Raw genomic sequence first — 19,189 nt, 5'->3', positions numbered from 1 at the left:
GGAGTTTATTTAATCTCAATTGTTTTTTTCTCAGCAATAGTTACTGATTTCACTAGCAGCGTTCCCACAAAAAAGACTATTCCACCCACTGCAATAAAAACTATTCTTCCCCATAAAGGATTTGGTACTAATAGAAGAGCAGTAATACCGGCTCCACCAGCCTGGATAAGTCTTCCCAACATCATCCTCTGCTTATTATCTACTTCTACTTCATCATCATGTTCAGCTATTACTTCAGTAGATGTATTATAAAAGAATTGGTCCACCTCTTTTTGTCTTTCCTCAGAATGTCCCTTATAAAATAATTGTGACATTAAGTAGAAAGTCATAGTTATTCCAAGGTGGAGAACTATACCTAAAGTAACTGATCTCATATCTCCAAATTCTCTGCTTGTCAATGGCTGAGCAAGACCTAAAATATTTTGCATCATTTCCGGCGTTACTACAAAGGCAATAAAATATGATACCCCCATACCTACTAATATAGTTCCCCATCCAGCCCAATCTGGAGTCTTTTTCACAAAAAATCCTAACAATGAAGGGAGTAAGATTGGGAATGCCACTAAAGTACTAATCATCATCATCATCTCAAACAAATTCGTTCCCTTTAGGTTGTTTAAGAATAAGCCTGCAAAAATGATAATAGCTCCAAATACTAACGTTGAGATCTTACTCACAACTAACAGATTCTTTTCATCAGCATTCTTATTTAAAATAGGTTTATAGAAATTCTTTACAAAGATTCCTGCATTTCTATTAAGGGCAGAGTCCATAGATGACATAGTTGCTGCAAATACCGCAGACATCATCAATCCTATCATTCCTACCGGCAGCTCTTTTCTTACAAAGACATAATAAGTTGCATTTTTAATACTTTTTCCCAGCATATCAAGTCCCCATGTCGATGGATCTGGATATTTCCCTGCCACAAACCAGGCTGGAATAAACCAGATAAGTGGACCTACAAACATCAGACAACAAGCAAGCAAAGCTGCTTTTCTCGCATTTTTTGTATCCTTTGCACAAATATATCTATAGGAACCTATCATATTGTTTGTACTAAAAAACTGTTTTGCAAATATAGCTATAACCCAAGCCGTAAACAGGAATACATAATTGATATTCTGTCCTGCAATAGGCATCTCAGGTAATCCTTTTTCAAATATAGGAGTGATTCCACCAGATTTTACTACGGCCACTACTGATGCTACAAAAGATACTGACATGATTATTACCATCTGCATGAAGTCAGAAGCTATTACTGCCCACGCTCCTCCGGTTACTGACATGATTACCACCACTAAACCAGTTGCAATAATAGTATGAGAGATAGATATATCGAATACAGCACTTACAAAGATAGCTAGTCCATTTAACCATACAGCCGCCTGTAAAATACTTGATGGCATAGTTGCCCAAGTAAATACCTGCTCATTCACCTTACCATATCTCATTCTGATACCCTCTATTGGAGTCACAACTCTCATCTGTCTTGCTTTCGCAGCAAAGAACAAGAAGTTACAGAAATAACCTACCGCGTTGGCAAAAAAGAGAATTACTATTGAAAATCCATCAGTAAAAGCCTTTCCTGCCGCTCCTGTAAATGTCCATGCACTAAACTGTGTCATAAATGCCGTGGCTCCTACCATCCACCATAACATCTTCCCTCCACCTCTAAAATAATCACTTGTAGAAGATGTAAATGATCTAAATAACCAACCTATTGCTACTAGAAATGCAAAATACACTATTACTACTAATATATCCATAATATAGATACACCCCTTTTTCTTTGAATCTTTTTTATTTCGATGATTTCAAAATTAAGTACAACGATATATTCTTTTTAACATACAATCTAGCACTTTCTTATATACGAATCAAATTCGATGTATTTATTGAAAAAATAGCAATCAGAATATTATTAAAAGTGTCCTAAAATCCCTACATTACTCACCTGCTATTTTCAAATTAGTTTTTGCCCAGTTTGTTTTAAAATAAAAGATTAATGAAAATATAGCTGTCAAAATATTACTGAATAGCATTGCATACCAAATACTATACTCCCCCAAATTAGTATAATTAGAAAATACAATAACTATTGGCAATCTAAATATATATAATCTAGTTAAACTAATATATAAACTATACTTTGTATATCCACTACCTTGAAATACACCTATAACAACTTGAAAAATTGCCCAAGCAACTACCGATGAAGAATATACTGTCATTGCATTTATTGTATATGATAAAATTATTGTATCCTCTTTTGCAAATAGAGTAGCTATTTGCACTTTGAAAATTAATATACACACAATAACTACTATAGATACACTTATTGAAATAATCATTGTTTTTTTTACTGCTTCTTTAGCTCTATCAATCTGATTTGCACCTAAATTCTGACTGATAATAGTAACAAGAGCAGTACCAAATCCTGTAACACTACTAAATGCCAATGAATTAATTTTATTTGTAATCCCATATGCTGCTAAAACTTTTTCTCCATAAGCAATAACATACTGATTAACCATTAAGAATCCATATGAGATAGATGATTTTTCTAAAATCACTGGTATAGCAATAATAAACAAAGCATAGAGAACTTTACTGTTAAATTTAAAATTTTTGAAAGATAATTTCATATTTGAAATTTTATAAAACATATCGTAAGTTGCAAATACAGATATACATACACTAGCTATTATAGTAGAGTATGCCAAACTTTTTATCCCAAAATTTAGTTTAAATATAAATATATAAGTTAGTAATATTTTTAAAAGCACTGCCCCAAAATTCACATACATTGCTGTTAATGTATCTCCTTCAGCTCTCTTTATTCCTATATATGAAGTGTTTATAAAAAGAAAAGGCGAACTTAAAATAGTCAATTTAAAGTATGTATGCGCTACAGGCATTAAATTCTTTGTACATTTTAATAACCTCAAAATATTTTCAGAAAATAAGAATCCCATAATTGAAACTATTATTCCTAAAATTATTGATATCCCTATAAGTTGCAGTGATATTTCTTTAGCCTCTTTATACTTTACATTCCCCACTTTTCTTGCGATAAGGAAAGTTCCTCCTATCGCAAGTCCATCTCCAATAGCTATAACCAGAGTATTTAAAGGCCCAACGAAAGTAATTGCTGCAACTTCTCCGCCTCCAATATTTGCAACAAATAGAGTATCAATGAAGTTATATGCTGCATTAATAAAATTATTTATAAACAAAGGGATAGATAGTAAAATAATAGTTTTCCATAAACCACCATTTATAATTTCTTCTCTGCGTGTATCAATTACTTCGCTCAAATAAATTCACCTCAATAAATGAAACAGTATATACATACTGTTTCATTTAAATTTAAATCATATATATAATCTACTATCACTGCTACCTAAAGGAAATCTTGTCCACCATTGATTTGAATAACTTCTCCAGTAAGATAAGATGCTTTATCAGATACTAAAAATTCTATTACTGAACCAACTTCTGATGCTTCTCCAAATCTTTTCATTAAAATTCCATTTTTCCAACCTTCCATGATTTCTCTTTTTGTAGCTGAATGGAATGCTGTATCTATAGTCCCTGGTGAAACAGCATTTACTCTTATACCATATTCAACTAAATCTTTTGCTAATGCACGTGTTAATGTTAAAACTCCAGCTTTTGAAGTACCATATATTCCTGCTCCTGGACCACCTGCATTGTAAGATGCAATAGATGCAAAGTTTATGATTGAAGGATTTTCACCTTTCTTTAAGAATGGTATAGCTGCTCTAGATACAAAGAATACGCTATCTAAGTTTAAAGCCATAACTTTTCTGTAGAATTCAGTAGTCATATCTTCAAATCTAGATCTTCCACCTAATCCCCCAGCACAGTTAATTAACGTATCAATTTTTTCATATTTTTCTCCGATAGCTGTAAACATTGCATTTACTGCATCTTCATTTGTAATATCAGCTTCAAAATACTCTGCTTTAATACCCTCGTTTTTTAACGTTTTTAATGCTTCATCTGCTTGATCTTGAACAATACCATTAATAATGATATTATATCCAGCCTTTCCCAATTCTAAAGCTGTTGCTAAACCAATCCCTGTAGTTGCCCCTGTAATTAACGCAATTTTTGACATTTAATTTCCTCCTAGTTTTTACAATTTATTTTTATTTAATTTTAGAGAAGTTCAATTTTAGAGAAGTCAATGTTACCTTTATCATCAACTATTTCTTTATCACTATGAACATATTCGATTTTACCTACAAACATTTCATGTGATCCAGTAACTATAGAATCCACTACCTTGCATTCTATGTTTATAGGACAATCTGCTAATAAAGGAGCATTTACCTTTATTCCTTCTTCAACTTTAATGTTCAGTTTTGAAAATTTATCCTCGTCCCTACCACTATGACTACCCAAATAGTCAAACATTTCTTTTTGTTCTTTTGTAACAATATTAACTACAAAAGAGCCTGTCTCCTTCACCATTTTATAAGAATGTCGTGACGGAACAATACCTACCATAAGCATTGGTGGATCAAAACTACAATTACAACAGTATGCTACTGCTAATGCATTATTTTTACCATCAATACCTCTGCAAGAAACTAGTATTTTTGGCATTGGTTGAAAACATCCTTTCATATTCCCTTGAACTTTTTCCATAATAATTCCTCCTTGTTTTTATCCATAATTATAAATTTATAATATGGGACTATATTTCTATAACTAATAAATATTTATTAGTTGTTCTTACCTAAAAAATCTTTCCTTTGTGGTGTAAAAATATCTAATAATACAGTATCATCTTCTAAAATTTTTGCACCATGAATTAGATCTGCTGGCATAAAAACAGAATCACCTGTACCAATAATTGTTGTTTCATCTCCAACTGTAAACTCTAATTTTCCTTTTATACAATAACTTACTTGCTCATGAAAATGCTCATGCATAGCACCTATAGCACCTTTTTGAAAATGAACTTCAACAATCATCATATCTCCACCATGAGCCACGATTTTTCTTTCGATTTTATCCTCTACTTTTTCTAATTCAATATCTACATTGTGAAAAAAGTATTGTTCAGCCATTGAAATTCCTCCCTAATTTTATATTTTAAATCCACTTTATATAGTTAACCTAGCTTCCATGAAGCTTTGAATGTAGCTTCATTCCCTTTTTGTCTTAAAATTATAGAAGTACGTAATGATGAAACTGGGTTATCAAAAGTATCACAAATAAACATTTCTTTTTCTGTAATGTCTATCTCACTTTGAATAATCTTTCCATCTAATTCCCATACTAATGAAACTACATTATTATCACTAACAACTCTTCTAACATTATTAATATGTTGGTATCCATTTTCATTGAATTCTAAAGAAGCAGGCTCATAATTTAATTCTGATAATAGCTTAGCTTCACTGTGGAAGAACCAATCATATGTATGTCCTTCTGAAGAGCTTACTGTAAATTCATCATTAAATCCAGCTGGAAGTAAATCAATTTTTCTTTTATAATCTACTCCTTCATAAACATCTTGAACTTTTGCATATAAATTTTCATCTGTGAATTTTAAGATTATACCACTTTCAGTTGATACATGATTTTTTCCATCAACCACTACTGTATTATGAGATGAGGACATTCTATGCCACTCATTGCACAAACGTGATCCATAGCCTGCATTAGATAAATCTCTAGTTAATATTGACTGTCCTATCATAACTTCAATATTCATCTTATCTGGATGAGCATGTGAAGGTCCCCTGTGCCCATATTTATAGAATACATTTATCTTGTTATTCCTTAATGTACCGTAATAAGATGATGCAAAGTTATTTGAACTTCGTTTGATTTTTTCCATAGTACTAAAATCTAAATCAGGATTGAAAGTCAATCTTTCTAATGGAATTTCATTTTGGAAATAATATGGTCTTGATAATGGAATTGTTGCACGTTCTAAACTTCCTTTCTCAATATTCTTCAAGAAGTTACCTACTTCACTATTTTCTCCAAAGATTTTAGTTGCTATATGATAAATGTAACTATAAGTTTTCAAGTTAACATTTGGCCATCCATCATTAGGATTAGGTAAAATATCATTATCAAATGCATAATAATATGCAGACTCAAACATTTTTCTTATAATAGCTTCTTCTTCACCAAAATCATAATCATAAAGTTTAGCAAATAAAAGTAAATTTGTTACACCTTCTAACAAAAAGAAGTTGTAATGAATAGATCCTTCATACCAAAATCCTTCTTCTGTAACGCCTTTTTTTAATTGATTTCTAATTCCAAATTCGCTATTGAAAACTTTATCTAATAGTTCTTCATTCTTTGTAAATAAAGCTACAATCCCTAAAGCGCTATTTACCCAACATGGAATATTATGAATTCTAATCAGCTGTGGTTTTAATAGTTCAGTTGCAGGAATGAATAATTTTTGATTTATCTCATCCAAATATTTTTTTCCGATTTTATCTTTTACCATTTCTAAGGCATTAATAATACGTACTAAAATAATTGCTTCATTTAATGCCTGGGGCATTATTCTGGCAGCACCACCAACATCGTATGTTAAATCATTAATAACTTTATCCTTTGCATGGATAACAAATTCCTTATAATGATCTGCATAGAAAGATAAAATCTTTTTTATATAATCTAAATATCTTTCCTCACCTCTTACTTTATAGAGAACTGCAGATTTTAATAATGTTGTAATAGCAGTATTTCTATAGAAATATACCCATACATTATCAAACATTTGTCCTTTAAACTCTCTACCACATATTTCACATATGTGAGAATGAGGTTTTTCAAGGTCAAATATAAGTCTTCCACCATCTTCTTCACAAAAATAATTATGACCCCACTCACTCATTTTGCTAGAATCATCTTGAAAAGTTTCAGCAAAATCAGTAACTTCTTTATCCATATCATTTAACATAGGATAATATACTTTTTTACCTTGATCCAATTCTTTAATCATTTGTAAATCACTAAAATAATTCATTTTCTACCTCCTGAATCACTGTTGAAGGAGAACTATTATCTAATAATTTTTTTTCCCCTACTGTAAGCTCTTTACAATCCACTGCCATAAACTTTTTCAATTTATCATTTTGATATCGTAATAATACTATCTTTGCATCAGCTTCTATTATTGCGAAGTTAATTTTCCTAGATTTCGAGAATAGAAAAATTTCCTTTTCATTTTTATTTTCAATAATAACACCTTGTGTTTCATTGTTATCAATTTCTTTTATCCTATTTTCTTCTTCATCAAAAGCACTTCTTGTTGAAAGAACATTTAAGAACCATGTGTCTTTTGATTTTATTTTATTTTCTATATTAATAGTTTTCATTTTAGTTTCTCTAAATTTATCTGGTTCTTGAGTTGTCATTATGGCTCTTACATCTGTATTTTTAAACTTATAATTACACTCACTTGGCTGAATTGAATACAAACTCATTTTTGCAGGTCCATTTTCATATTCAAAAACTCTATCCTCTATTTCATTTGGAATTGTATCTGCATGCATTGTCCAAGTATATGTATGATCCAAATCACTGACCAATTCATCCAGCATTATAAAATATCCTTTTTCGGTATAAATTACATTTCTCGCAAAACGAGTCAATTGCAAACTTGGCTCATACATTTTATGTGCTTCCCCAACAAAATAAGTAATCCCCTTTTCACTTTTAAACATTTCTATGTCAGCCGTAACATCTTCAGGTGTTTTCTTCCAAATATTGTTTTGACCTTCATTTGGATAACCCTTTCCATCTATAGTAACAACATTATGTTCACAGGCTTTGACAGTTCTATTGTATCCTTCGTCTATTGCTAGATATGCATCGTAAGCATGTAGAATAAAACTATTATTGTCAGGATGTTGATGTGATAATCCTCTAGTTTTCCAACCTTTTTCTCTAAACATATCCCAAGATTGTTTCCATTGTTTCTTACCACCTGGGTGACCTGATTTAAATGAAAAATGAACAGCATCTTTTTCCCAGCTAGAACGAACTACAACTAATCCTAAATCTTCAAAATATTTTACTAATGATAAATCCTCAAATGTTTTTTCCTTTACTTTAGGGTTATACCAAAGTAATTCAAGTCCTGCTTCTGGTAAAATTCCTGGTCCAACACCACTCTCATATTGTTCTCTATATAAAAATTTTTCTCGAACAATGTTGGCTAAATGTTGCGCATGTTCATTGTTATATTCATCTGCTACTTTGTAATAAACAGCTGCAGAATGTCCACTTCTTCTATCGTGACAATCGCCAAAATTAATAATTTCTTCTAAATTTGGAGCTGCTTGATACAACCTATAGTAAAAAGTATTTTTCAAGAAATTACATTGCTTAAAGTAATCAATATTTTCTGCATCTTTTAGTAAATGTGCATATACAAATAACCACATAGCACCATAACGCCAATATACAACCCCTTCATAATCACTTCCATCATCAGCCATAGCATTATATACTATATTGAAATTTTCTTTTGCCATATCAATACATTGTTGTGACTTTTCATACTCTTGACCTAAAGCATATCCTGCTGTTGACAAGCCAGTTAAATTGATCCAATTATGGTTTTGCCAAAATGCTGTTGACCAACCTTCACCTTCTGTTTTTACTTTAAAATCATACATTCTATCTGCCTGTAAAATTAATTTATCTTTCAATAGTGTTTTCTCTTCTGCTGTTAATTCATCTTTTAACCAATCATAAGATAAACTAAGACCAAATAATAACCATGCTGCACTTAAATCTACATCCACCAAATGTGCATTACCCCAATGTGGGTAATTTACTGCTGTGAAAATCCATCTTTTTGCTTCTTCAAGATAATGTTTTTGTTTAGTTAAAAGATACGCCAAACTTAAATTAACAGATGCTATTCCCATAAAGGTTGTACTTTTTGCTGGATGTTCTTTTGGCAATTGTTCATTTGCATACAAACGACAAACCTCATATAAACGCTTGAAAAAAGGTTTCCGTATGGTTTTAATTTCTTCTCGTAATAAATCAATATCCTGTGAAATGAATAAATATTTTCTGTTTGTCATTTTCACTACCTCTTTTCTATATAAAAAACCGGACTATGTTGATCATATATTATTGTGGAGGGTAACATCCTATAATCTCCAGAATAGACTCTCTATTATTTTTATAAGTGATTTCTTTTATACCCTGTGGAATAAAAAACATATCTCCTTGCTTAATGTCAACGACACCATCTTTATAAATTAATTTCCCATTACCACTTAAAGCAATAATTACTCTAAATCCGGATTTATGAATGACTTGAAAATTATCTTTTATTGTGAATTTTTTCATTGAAAAACACTTTGTATCCTTATTGCCAATTAGGACTGTTTCTTCTCCACCCGGTTCTTCTCTTGATATATTTGGAGTCTTATACCATCTATTGAGTGTCTCTTTTCTTGAAAGTCCTTCATAATTAAAACATTCAAGCATTTTTTCAAATCCTACCCCTTGATGACAGAGTGTATCTGGTAACTGGCTTCCATCAAAAGCAGTTTTCTCTACTCTCATGGTATAATCTGTCGGCTCTTGTACTTCAATTAGAAAGCATCCACTACCAATAGCATGTGGAACAGAACCTTCTATAAGGAATACATCACCTGATTTAACGTAAAATTTATGAAGAGAATTGATCATAGCATTTATATCCTGTTTTTCAAAAAACTCTTCCCATTTTTCTTTTGTTATATGCTCTTTGAATCCCAACAGTACATATGGTGGTTCTCCATTCACTCTTCTACCGCCAATAATATACCATGCCTCTGTTTTACCAAAGTTAGAGTTAAAAAACTTTTTAGCATAGTCTTTATTTGGGTGAACCTGGATAGAAAGCCGTATTGCAGCATCCAGTACTTTTGTAAGTACTGCCATGGTATCTCCATATTTGTTCACATGATTCTCACCAAGAAAAGCTGTACTATTTGAACTTATAAGGTCTATTAATTTAATTGTTTTATTACTATCAATCTGTACAAAACTAAGACCCTCATCTTTAATATAATTTTTATTTCTAGCTTCTACTATAGATCCAACCCATTCTTCAGGTTTATCACTATCTTGTACAGTAGATTCACCTTGCCATTCTTCAATAAGCTTCCCTCCAGTGTAAGACCTCCAAACTCTATTGTTCAATAGCTTTAAAGGTTGGCAAGAGAACTTAACTAATTCTAAATCCATAAACTCACCTCTTATTTTAAAGTCCATTCTCCACTTTTAGGAGCCAATATTTTATGTTTTTTTCCTCCATAAGAAACTTCATATGCTATTTCTTCACCATTTTCTAATTTATTGAACTTAGGTAATTCAATTATTTTCCCTTGAATAGGGAATATTAAAGTATGGAATACTATTTCTCCCTTACCCTTACTTTTGTAAGATACTTCTGGTGCTTCTTGTAATTGATCATAATATGGGCAGTGCCATCCTCTAAATGGTTCTTCATTCCCTTTAAATATTTCAGGCTTAATAACATTTACTTCTGGTTGAGCTAGAATTAAATTAGCATCCTCGAATTCTGTACAAACATATTGTCCATTATTAACAGTTTTAACTTCTCCACTTATATAGTGCCAAATTTGTTCTGCTTCATGTTCTTCTTCAGAAATTATAGTATCTCTAACTATCCAAAAATAAGGTTTTACAAATATTGCTTGTCTTTTATGAATCACATCTTTAACAATAACCTCTTTAAGAGTAATTAACCCTTTCTCTTTAAGTAGCTTTTCATCAACCTGTGATGTTTCAGTACCATAACCTGCATCAAAAATTCCTTCAGCAAAATCGTAATCATCCTTTATAATCATATTTCCTTTTGCATTACCAGGAACCTGATTATATCCATCTACAATTACACTATTATAGGAAGCTGTAGCTTTAAAATATTTAGCTTTATCAAGCCAATCTGTAATACCAGGACTAGTAGTGTATCTCCATCTTCCACTATTCGCCAAGAAGTTTCTTCCATATGCAGACACTTCAATATTAAGCTGGTCTTCATTCATATGATTAGTTCCCCAATCCCCCATATCAATGAACATATATAAAGCCTTCTTGCTCCAATCACTTCTCATAACACCAATACGAGTTTCTGGATAAAAATAAGAGTTTTCAGAAGGAGCTACCCCTTCATTTCCATCTGTTAGTCTATACTTAATTTCCTCAACATTAAAAGCATTTGCTATTTTCTCTAGTTGGATTTTTCTATTAGTTGAAGTATTTGAATCATTTGTTATAGGTATAGAATAATCTGGCTTTTCTTGATAGAATTCTGCAATGCCGGCTTTATAAAGGTTGTCTATGTATTTTTTAGGGAAAATTTCCTCATATCCATTATTTTTACCCACTTCATAAAAGGCAAAAAAATTTCTCATTGCTACCCAATGATAGCCACCAGACATTTCTTTAGTATATCCATCTTCATAAAATTCCTCTTCCCACATGCCCATAAGGAAATCAATAGAATACTTAAGCCACTTACTTGAATTTTTAAATTCCTTATAAAAAATACTTACTATACCAAGGTCAGCCACCTCTAAACAAGCATGATTTCCAGTTCTCCAGTGATACTTAGATAGGAAGTCAGCATGATCATAAATTGATAGCAAAATCCTTGCCCAGCTTTCTGGCGTCATAGATTTACTATTAATGATTTTAGATAAAGCTACAGGCCAATTTTCACCTACTCTACCAGCTACTTCAAACGGTCTCCATGTAGACTTTTTATATTCTAAATAAGGCTTTCCCTCTGGATTATATCTAGGCATTTTTTCAATATAATCAAGCATATGATTAATTATTGTTTCTGCATACTTTTCATCATCTGTTTTTTCGTATTCATCTGCTAAATACATAAAATATCCTTGGCGGACAAATCCACCATTCCATTCCAAATCTCCATTAGGTGTTCCATACCAATCAATTCCATTACTCATGTCCATACTTAAGCCACAAAATGAGAATACATTATTTATATATCCCTCTATTTCTACTTTAGTTCCCTTTGACATTATAGGACCTACTTCCTCTAACCTATAATCCTTTACTCTTTTGGGAAGATTTTCTCTATAAAATTTTAAAATATCTTCAAGAGAATTAAATTCAATTTCAAGAATATGATTTAATCTGTTTACCATTTACATCATCCTTTCCCGTTTTGTGAAAAATCTTATGGTAAAAAGTATAAAACAAAACTCCAAAAATAGAAGAGTCTGTTCTTTTGTTTAATGTACTATTCTTTTGATTTTAGAATTTTTTTGTAAATTCAAAAGATAAGTCAATATTGAAAAATATAGACTCTTCATATATATATATACCCTAGGTATAATCAGATTTAAGTAATCTTTTCTTTATATATTAATAAAAAATTAAAATTATAGGAGGTTTAAAATGTTATTTACAAAAAAGAGAACTGAAAGAAATTTCAACACTTCATTAATCAAAAAGAAGATAAGGAAAAATTCAACAACTCAAAAAGAATCTTTTTTTAATTTATTTAAGAAAGATCTAAAGAAAAACAAGAATCTATATATAATGTTGATACCAGTAATTTTATATTACTTGATTTTTCATTATCAACCTATGTATGGTGTACAAATAGCTTTTAAGAATTATTCATTTCGAAAAGGTATTTTAGGAAGCGACTGGGTAGGATTAACACATATTAAGAGCTTCTTCAATAGTTATTACTTTGTTCGTTTATTAAGGAATACGTTAACATTAAGTGTAAACGACTTAATTTGGGGTTTTCCTGCACCAATAATATTAGCACTATTAATCAATGAAATAAGAGGTAATCGATTCAAACGTTTAGCACAAAGCATAACATATTTACCTCATTTTATTTCTTTAGTTGTAGTTTGTGGAATGATTAAAGATTTCTTTTCAATAAACGGACTTGTTAATAATGTTATTACACATTTTGGTGGACAAGCAATCAATTTCTTTGCGTTAGGAAAATATTTTGCACCAATTTATGTAGGGACAAATATATGGCAACAATTAGGATGGAGTACTATTATTTATCTTGCTGCTTTAACAGCTATAGATCCTGAATTATATGAAGCAGCAAAAATCGATGGTGCTAATAAATTTAAACAAATACTCCATATTACTCTTCCGTGCATTATGGGTACTATTATTATTCTATTTATACTAAGAACAGGTAAAATGCTAAACGTTGGTTCTGAAAAAGTACTTCTTCTGTATAATTCAACCATTTATGAAAAAGCAGATATCATCTCTACATTTGTATATAGAAAAGGTCTTGAAGAAAGTAATTATAGTTATGCAGCAGCTGTAGGACTATTTAATTCTGTTATAAACTTTATATTATTAATATCAGTTAACAAGCTAAGTAAAAAATTTAGTGATAGTAGCTTGTGGTAGGAGGGGTAAAATGAAAATTAAAGTTAGTAAAGGTGAAAAGATTTTTAATATTTTGAATATAATATTTATGATTCTTTTAATGATAGTAATGATGTATCCTTTTTTACATGTAGCATTTGCATCAGTAAGTGATTCAAATCAATTAATACAGCACAATGGATTTTTACTAAAACCAGTAGGCTTTACATTAAGTGCATATAAATCTGTATTTGAGAATAAGCTCATTTTAAGTGGATATATTAATACATTAATCAACTTTATACTTGCTGTTAGTTTAAATATTATCTTGACTACATTAGGGGCATATGCTCTGTCAAGAAAAGATTTCTTACTTAGAAATCATATAATGATGCTTATTACATTCACCATGTTTTTTAATGGTGGTTTAATTCCAAATTACTTATTACTTAAAAATTTAGGATTAACAAACACTCGTTATGCTTTAATAATACCAACAGCTATTAGTGCCTATAATTTAATAATCATGAGAACTTCATTTCAAAATATACCTGAAAGTTTATTTGAGTCAGCAAAGCTTGATGGTGCTAATGATTTTACTATACTAACTAAGATAGTAGTACCTCTTTCAATGCCTGTAATTGCAGTAATGCTTTTATTCTATGGAGTTCAAAACTGGAATTCTTGGTTCCCTGCATTTATATATTTAAAGGATAGGGCTTTATGGCCTCTGCAGCTTGTATTACGTGAAATAGTTATAGCAAATAATCTAGATGAAATGATAACAGGTGCGGACGTTTCTGATAAGGAAGCCGTAGGGGAATCAATCAAGTATGCTACTATTATGGTAGCCACACTTCCAATATTATTAATATATCCTTTTTTACAAAAATACTTTGTTAAGGGTGTAATGATTGGAGCTGTAAAAGGCTAATATTTTTTCTTGATTTCATTAATAAAAACCTCCTATTTGAATCATTATTGTAATTAATAAAATAATAATTCAAATAGGAGGTTTTTTAATGCTTGTGAGTCTAATAATATGCTGTAAAAAATTTTGTGTAAACTGAATAAAAGTAACTTCTTCTCAATAATTTAGATCACAAAATATTACCATTAGTATCAGAATGGCAAAATAAGTCTTTAGAAAGCACATATTCATTTGTATTTATGGATTCTATACATTATAAAGTTAGAGAAGATAAACAGGCTGTAATTAAAGTTTCATATGTTGTGGATGGATAGATGAAAGCAGCAAATTCTATCTTTCTGTATAAAACAATCTTAAAAATAGAAGTGTTCTAAATGTTCTTAAGTTATGAGAGTTCAAATAGTCAATTTAGAAAGATTACCAAGGCTAAAATGATATTTATAGCCTCTATAATAATATTATTTTTTTAATGTAACAAAGTTAAATAGCTTAGTTTATGCTTAAAAATACTATAAATAATAAATAAAATAAATAGGGCTAGGAGTTTATAATGCTCCTAGCCCTATCTATTTACTTAGTCTTTTTCATTAATTTATCATATGATTCTTGGTAATTTTCAACTACTGATTCTATATTCATTTCTTTAATTTGCTCTACAAATTTATCGTAATTCTCAATTGGTTCAATTCCCATTATAAATTTATTAAACATTTCATCTACATAAGTATTTACTTCAGCTAATATATTTGTGTTCTCAAGAGTTTTATCATCTGAAAAATATAGTAATGGTAAAATTTTCGAAGTATCTCCCTTGCTCCAAATAGCAGATGCTGCTATTTGTTGTGGTAACGATTTTAATTCTCTAAATACATCTCCATTATCTTTTATTGGCATTTGTGTCATTGTTCCACCAGCATATTTAGCCGCTGCTTCTTCCTTTGATAAATTATCTGGATTGTTAAGAATTAAATCAGTATAATGTTTCTTACCATCTGTAACATTATAAGCTTGACCTTCAATACCCCAGTTATATAGAGTGTCTGCTTCTTCACTATAGTGCCAATCTAACCACTTAACTGTTTCAACAATGTATTTATTATTTGCACCTATAGAAGCTCCATGAGGTGCCAATTTAGCAAATGCGTCGACTGCTACATAACTCTTTCCATCTGGAGCCTTTGGCATAGGTACTCCTACTAAATCAAACTCCTCACCTTTCTTTGCATTTAAATATTTTCCAAGGTTTCCTGATAGTGCAGCATAGTATGCACCACCTTTGTCCCCTGTAATTTTTGCATCAAAATTTTTGGATTCCTGTACAGCATATTCAGGATCTATCAATCCTTCTGAATACCATTTTGCCATTGTAGTAATAAAATCCTTATATCCTGCTTCAAGAGGACCATATTTAACTTCACCATCATCAACAAAAAAATCATCTATAACACCAAAAGCTATTGAAAAGTTATTCAAGCATTTGCTTGTCTTCTTTCTAGACGCTGAAACAAATGGAACCTCGTCTTGTTCACCATTTCCGTTTGGATCTTTTTCCTTAAATGCCTTTAAAACAGTATACCATTCATCAATAGTAGTTGGCTCTTTTAGATTTAATTTATCTAACCAGTCTTTTCTTAGTTGGAAGCCTGAGTTTGCTCTAGTTATTGGATCAATTCTTAATTGTGGAAACATAAAAATTCGTCCATCATCTGTTGATATTTGGTGTAATAAATCTGGATGCTCCTCTATTAACTTTTTCAGATTAGGAGCATATTTATCTATATAAGAATTTAATGGTATAATTAATTCATCGTCAAGTAATTTCTTAGGTCCACCAGTTGCTTTGTATACATCCCAGATGATATCTTCAGGTTCTCCTGTACTGAACATTAAATTCATCTTAGGTCTTGGGTCAGTATAAGATTCTTCACGCCACTTAATATTTATATTTGTTAATTTTTCTGCCTCTTGATGTATGGTCATCTCAGAGTACCCTTTCATTTTGGATGTTATATACGATTCAGGCATAGCAAAGTAACTCAATGTGATTTTCTCTTCTGATATTGGTAATGTGATTTTTTCTGCTTCATTACTTGTTAATTCTAGATTATCCATACTGAAATCCACATCAGTACTTTTGGGCTCATTAGCACAACCAGTAAAAGAAGAGATTGTTAAGGCTGATGCCAATAACATTGCATAAATTTTGTTTTTTTTCATTTTGTTTCCTCCCAATTTTTATAGTTTATGCAGTGACACTATACATATCACCGCAGCTGTACAACCCCTATTGTAAACCTTTAAATTTATTGATTGAAGAGTCTATTCTTTTGAACTATCAGCTTATATTTTGAAAACCGTTAATAAGACCATTGTAGTTTTTTATAACAATGGTCAAAATTTTATATTCTATGTTTTTATAATCCTATTTCATTCTTTTTCATTGCTTTTCTGTATCTACCCGGAGTATTTCCTTCGTATTTTTTGAAAGCTCTGATATAAACGCCGCTATTAGCATATCCTATCTTTTCTGCAATGTCTTGCATTGTTAGCGAAGTACTACTCAGGTATTCTTTTGATTTATTTATTCTTAATCGGCTAATATAATTTATGAAATTTTCTCCAACCTGTTCCTTAAAGAAATAGGATAAGTAGGATGAGTTAATACCTAAACTAGAAGCTACACTTACCAAACTTAACCCATTGTCACCATAATTTTTTTCTATGTAATCTATTATCCTATCTCTAAGCTCAATATTATGACTCTTCTTAGTACTGTTAATGTAATTACACAGAGTTAGGTAAATATCTCTCAATTTTTCATGCATTTCTGGAGCAGTCCTACATTTTAGTAATCGGTTTAATACATTAAAATTTTCTCCGAATACTTCGTTTTGAGCAATATGTAGTTCATCCATAACTTTAATAGAAGTACTTATCATATCAAAAAACAGACAACGAGCCATGTCTAATGATTGCTCAATGCACCCAAAATTTTCACTAAAGATATTTTTAAGTATCATATTAACCTTATCAAAATCTCCTGTTTTAATACTATTTATTAGGTTCATCTCGGTTTCAAAAGTATATTGATAATTTCCAGCAGTATTTTCTATTTCTTTAAAGTTGATAATACTTCCAGATCCTTTAATCATCTTATAATTTAGTGCCTCTTCTGCCTCCTTAAAACATTTACTAATATTATCAACACCATCATAAATAGAGCTAATACCTATGCTAGTAAATATATTAAATCTATTAGATATCATTCTTTGACTTTCATATGCAAAATGTGCAAGTTGGTCACATTCTAGTTGGTAATTATTATTTGAAACAGATGAATAATTTATTATTATTGCAATATGATCTAAATCAAAATCAGTAGTATAAACTATAAATAGTTCAGAACCTATTTCTTCCATTATATTACTTACTATTAGTTTAACCAAAGCATTTTCTTGTAAAGAATTATCTTTTATAAATCTAGTACAATCATCAATATGGATTTTCATAACAACAAATCTATTCCCATTAAATGTTATTCCTGCATCTAATAAATTTTCAGTTAGTTTATCAGAATTATAATTTGTCCCTTTTAAAAGTTGACCAATCAAATCTGCTCTAAGTAAAGGATTTAAACTATTCATTTTTTCCTTTATTATTGTATTTTCTCTAATGGTATTAGATGTAACTCTCTGAATGAAACTAAAGGAATCTTCAATATTGTTATACTCTGATGGTTGGTAGCCAATAAACTCCATTAATTTTTCTGAAGTTTTTCTTATTGGAGCATAATTTTTTTTTGACATTGTCAAAGCAAGAAATATTCCTAAAATTAACTGTACCAGAGTTATACTGAATGTAACTTTTTTTACCAAAGAAATTTTTTCATAGAAAGAAGTCATAGGTACAACTGAAACATATCTCCATTTGCTACTCCTGGAATTTTCGGAGCTTACTACCACTTTCCCAAACTTAGTATTATAAAAATCAGACCCTGTATATAAGTTTTCTTTTTTTATATCATTGATAAGTTCGTTATTTCCTATGCTCATAATGATTTCATTGTCATTATTTAAAATAAATACTGCACCACTGGAAGTTAAATTAATGTTTTCTAATAAATTATCAATAACTTCTTTATCCATCATAATTACTACCGCACCAACTGAGGTATCAAATTTATAAGCTCCAAGTGGCTGATAGAATGTTAATGCTTCTGTAGAATAAGATTCATAATTAATTTTTTCTACAGGCATAAACTCTCTAAAACTTCTCTTTCTAAATATATCTTTCCACTGGTCATAAGTTATATTTTCGTATGGTTCAACTTTTTCATAAAATAAATCAGCGCTAAACTTACCCGCATAATTTACTACAGTATCTGTCTTTGAAAAATATATATAAATATCTTTGATAAAGTCCGTGGTATTTTTTGAAGCTCTAAGTACATTTATCAGATTATATATAGTATAAATATTGCTACTATTATCCAGAGAATCGGCCTGAGCGGTTTTTAGAGCGTAAGAATTAGAAGCTATTTCTAGCCCCAGACTTTGTATTGTTGACATTTTTTCATCTAGAATAGTTCTAGCTTGCTGAAGCATGGCCAAGTTATACTCTTCAACACTACTTGTTATGGTATTAAAAGTAACTATATAACTAATACTACCAATCACAATAGTCATAGCCATCATTAAAATGTATGATATAAAAAATGTTCTAAGTACTCTCTTCTTCTTATATTGTGTTAGTAAGTTCACTTTATCACAACCTTTGTTGTTTTTTATGATTTTGTTTTATTTAAACATAATACCATAAAAACTATAT

Annotated in this window: 13 protein-coding genes and 1 pseudogene; 3 read left to right on the top strand and 11 right to left on the bottom strand. The window is 30.4% G+C overall.

Going from position 1 to position 19,189, the window contains the following annotated elements:
- Window positions 1-5: 5 nt before the first annotated feature.
- The 9 genes from ACQ3F0_RS09410 to ACQ3F0_RS09370 all read right to left on the bottom strand — a co-directional run bounded on the left by ACQ3F0_RS09410 (window position 6) and on the right by ACQ3F0_RS09370 (window position 12,221).
- Window positions 6-1,769, bottom strand: coding sequence for a sodium:solute symporter family transporter (locus ACQ3F0_RS09410; RefSeq protein ID WP_428864979.1), 1,764 nt, complete (start codon window positions 1,767-1,769; stop codon window positions 6-8).
- 180 nt (window positions 1,770-1,949) lie between these two features.
- The gene (locus ACQ3F0_RS09405) at window positions 1,950-3,320 is read right to left on the bottom strand and encodes an MATE family efflux transporter (protein ID WP_428864978.1); all 1,371 of its coding nucleotides are present in this window, start codon (window positions 3,318-3,320) and stop codon (window positions 1,950-1,952) included.
- An 86-nt stretch (window positions 3,321-3,406) separates the two neighbouring features.
- The gene (locus tag ACQ3F0_RS09400) at window positions 3,407-4,147 is read right to left on the bottom strand and encodes an SDR family NAD(P)-dependent oxidoreductase (protein WP_428864977.1); all 741 of its coding nucleotides are present in this window, start codon (window positions 4,145-4,147) and stop codon (window positions 3,407-3,409) included.
- A 41-nt stretch (window positions 4,148-4,188) separates the two neighbouring features.
- Window positions 4,189-4,680, bottom strand: coding sequence for a flavin reductase family protein (locus tag ACQ3F0_RS09395; protein WP_428864976.1), 492 nt, complete (start codon window positions 4,678-4,680; stop codon window positions 4,189-4,191).
- A gap of 77 nt (window positions 4,681-4,757) precedes the next feature.
- Window positions 4,758-5,105 (bottom strand): cupin domain-containing protein, encoded by a 348-nt coding sequence (locus tag ACQ3F0_RS09390; protein WP_428864975.1) that lies wholly within the window; start codon window positions 5,103-5,105, stop codon window positions 4,758-4,760.
- A gap of 44 nt (window positions 5,106-5,149) precedes the next feature.
- Entirely contained in the window at window positions 5,150-7,036 is a 1,887-nt protein-coding gene (locus ACQ3F0_RS09385; protein WP_428864974.1) for a heparinase II/III domain-containing protein, read from the bottom strand.
- Window positions 7,023-9,110: a DUF4962 domain-containing protein gene (locus ACQ3F0_RS09380; RefSeq protein WP_428864973.1), complete on the bottom strand. Its 2,088-nt coding sequence runs from the start codon at window positions 9,108-9,110 to the stop codon at window positions 7,023-7,025. Before ACQ3F0_RS09380 ends, ACQ3F0_RS09385 begins: the two co-directional genes overlap by 14 nt.
- A 49-nt stretch (window positions 9,111-9,159) precedes the next feature.
- Entirely contained in the window at window positions 9,160-10,266 is a 1,107-nt protein-coding gene (locus ACQ3F0_RS09375; protein ID WP_428864972.1) for a type I phosphomannose isomerase catalytic subunit, read from the bottom strand.
- 11 nt (window positions 10,267-10,277) lie between these two features.
- On the bottom strand, window positions 10,278-12,221 hold the full coding sequence (locus ACQ3F0_RS09370) for a heparinase II/III family protein (protein WP_428864971.1): 1,944 nt from the start codon (window positions 12,219-12,221) through the stop codon (window positions 10,278-10,280).
- 253 nt (window positions 12,222-12,474) lie between these two features.
- Between ACQ3F0_RS09370 and ACQ3F0_RS09365 the strand changes: the two genes are divergently transcribed.
- From ACQ3F0_RS09365 to ACQ3F0_RS09355, 3 genes and pseudogenes are all read left to right on the top strand, one after another.
- Complete coding sequence (locus ACQ3F0_RS09365; RefSeq protein ID WP_428864970.1) at window positions 12,475-13,473, top strand: ABC transporter permease; 999 nt, start codon at window positions 12,475-12,477, stop codon at window positions 13,471-13,473.
- Window positions 13,474-13,483: 10 nt separating this feature from the next.
- The gene (locus ACQ3F0_RS09360) at window positions 13,484-14,365 is read left to right on the top strand and encodes a carbohydrate ABC transporter permease (protein ID WP_428864969.1); all 882 of its coding nucleotides are present in this window, start codon (window positions 13,484-13,486) and stop codon (window positions 14,363-14,365) included.
- Window positions 14,366-14,517: 152 nt separating this feature from the next.
- Window positions 14,518-14,705: pseudogene (locus tag ACQ3F0_RS09355) on the top strand (transposase); the annotation flags it as partial.
- Between the two features lie 227 nt (window positions 14,706-14,932).
- Here ACQ3F0_RS09355 and ACQ3F0_RS09350 read toward each other — a convergent pair.
- Together ACQ3F0_RS09350 and ACQ3F0_RS09345 are read right to left on the bottom strand one after the other, a co-directional pair.
- Window positions 14,933-16,579: a type 2 periplasmic-binding domain-containing protein gene (locus ACQ3F0_RS09350; protein WP_428864968.1), complete on the bottom strand. Its 1,647-nt coding sequence runs from the start codon at window positions 16,577-16,579 to the stop codon at window positions 14,933-14,935.
- A gap of 197 nt (window positions 16,580-16,776) precedes the next feature.
- Window positions 16,777-19,122, bottom strand: coding sequence for a helix-turn-helix domain-containing protein (locus ACQ3F0_RS09345; RefSeq protein WP_428864967.1), 2,346 nt, complete (start codon window positions 19,120-19,122; stop codon window positions 16,777-16,779).
- Window positions 19,123-19,189 lie beyond the last annotated feature (67 nt).

It is taken from the genome of Clostridium sediminicola (genome assembly GCF_050402865.1).
Classification (GTDB): Bacteria; Bacillota; Clostridia; order Clostridiales; family Clostridiaceae; genus Clostridium_AF; species Clostridium_AF sediminicola.
The sequence above is the reverse complement of the archived record's forward strand: the minus strand, read 5'-3'. Positions and strand labels throughout refer to the sequence as shown.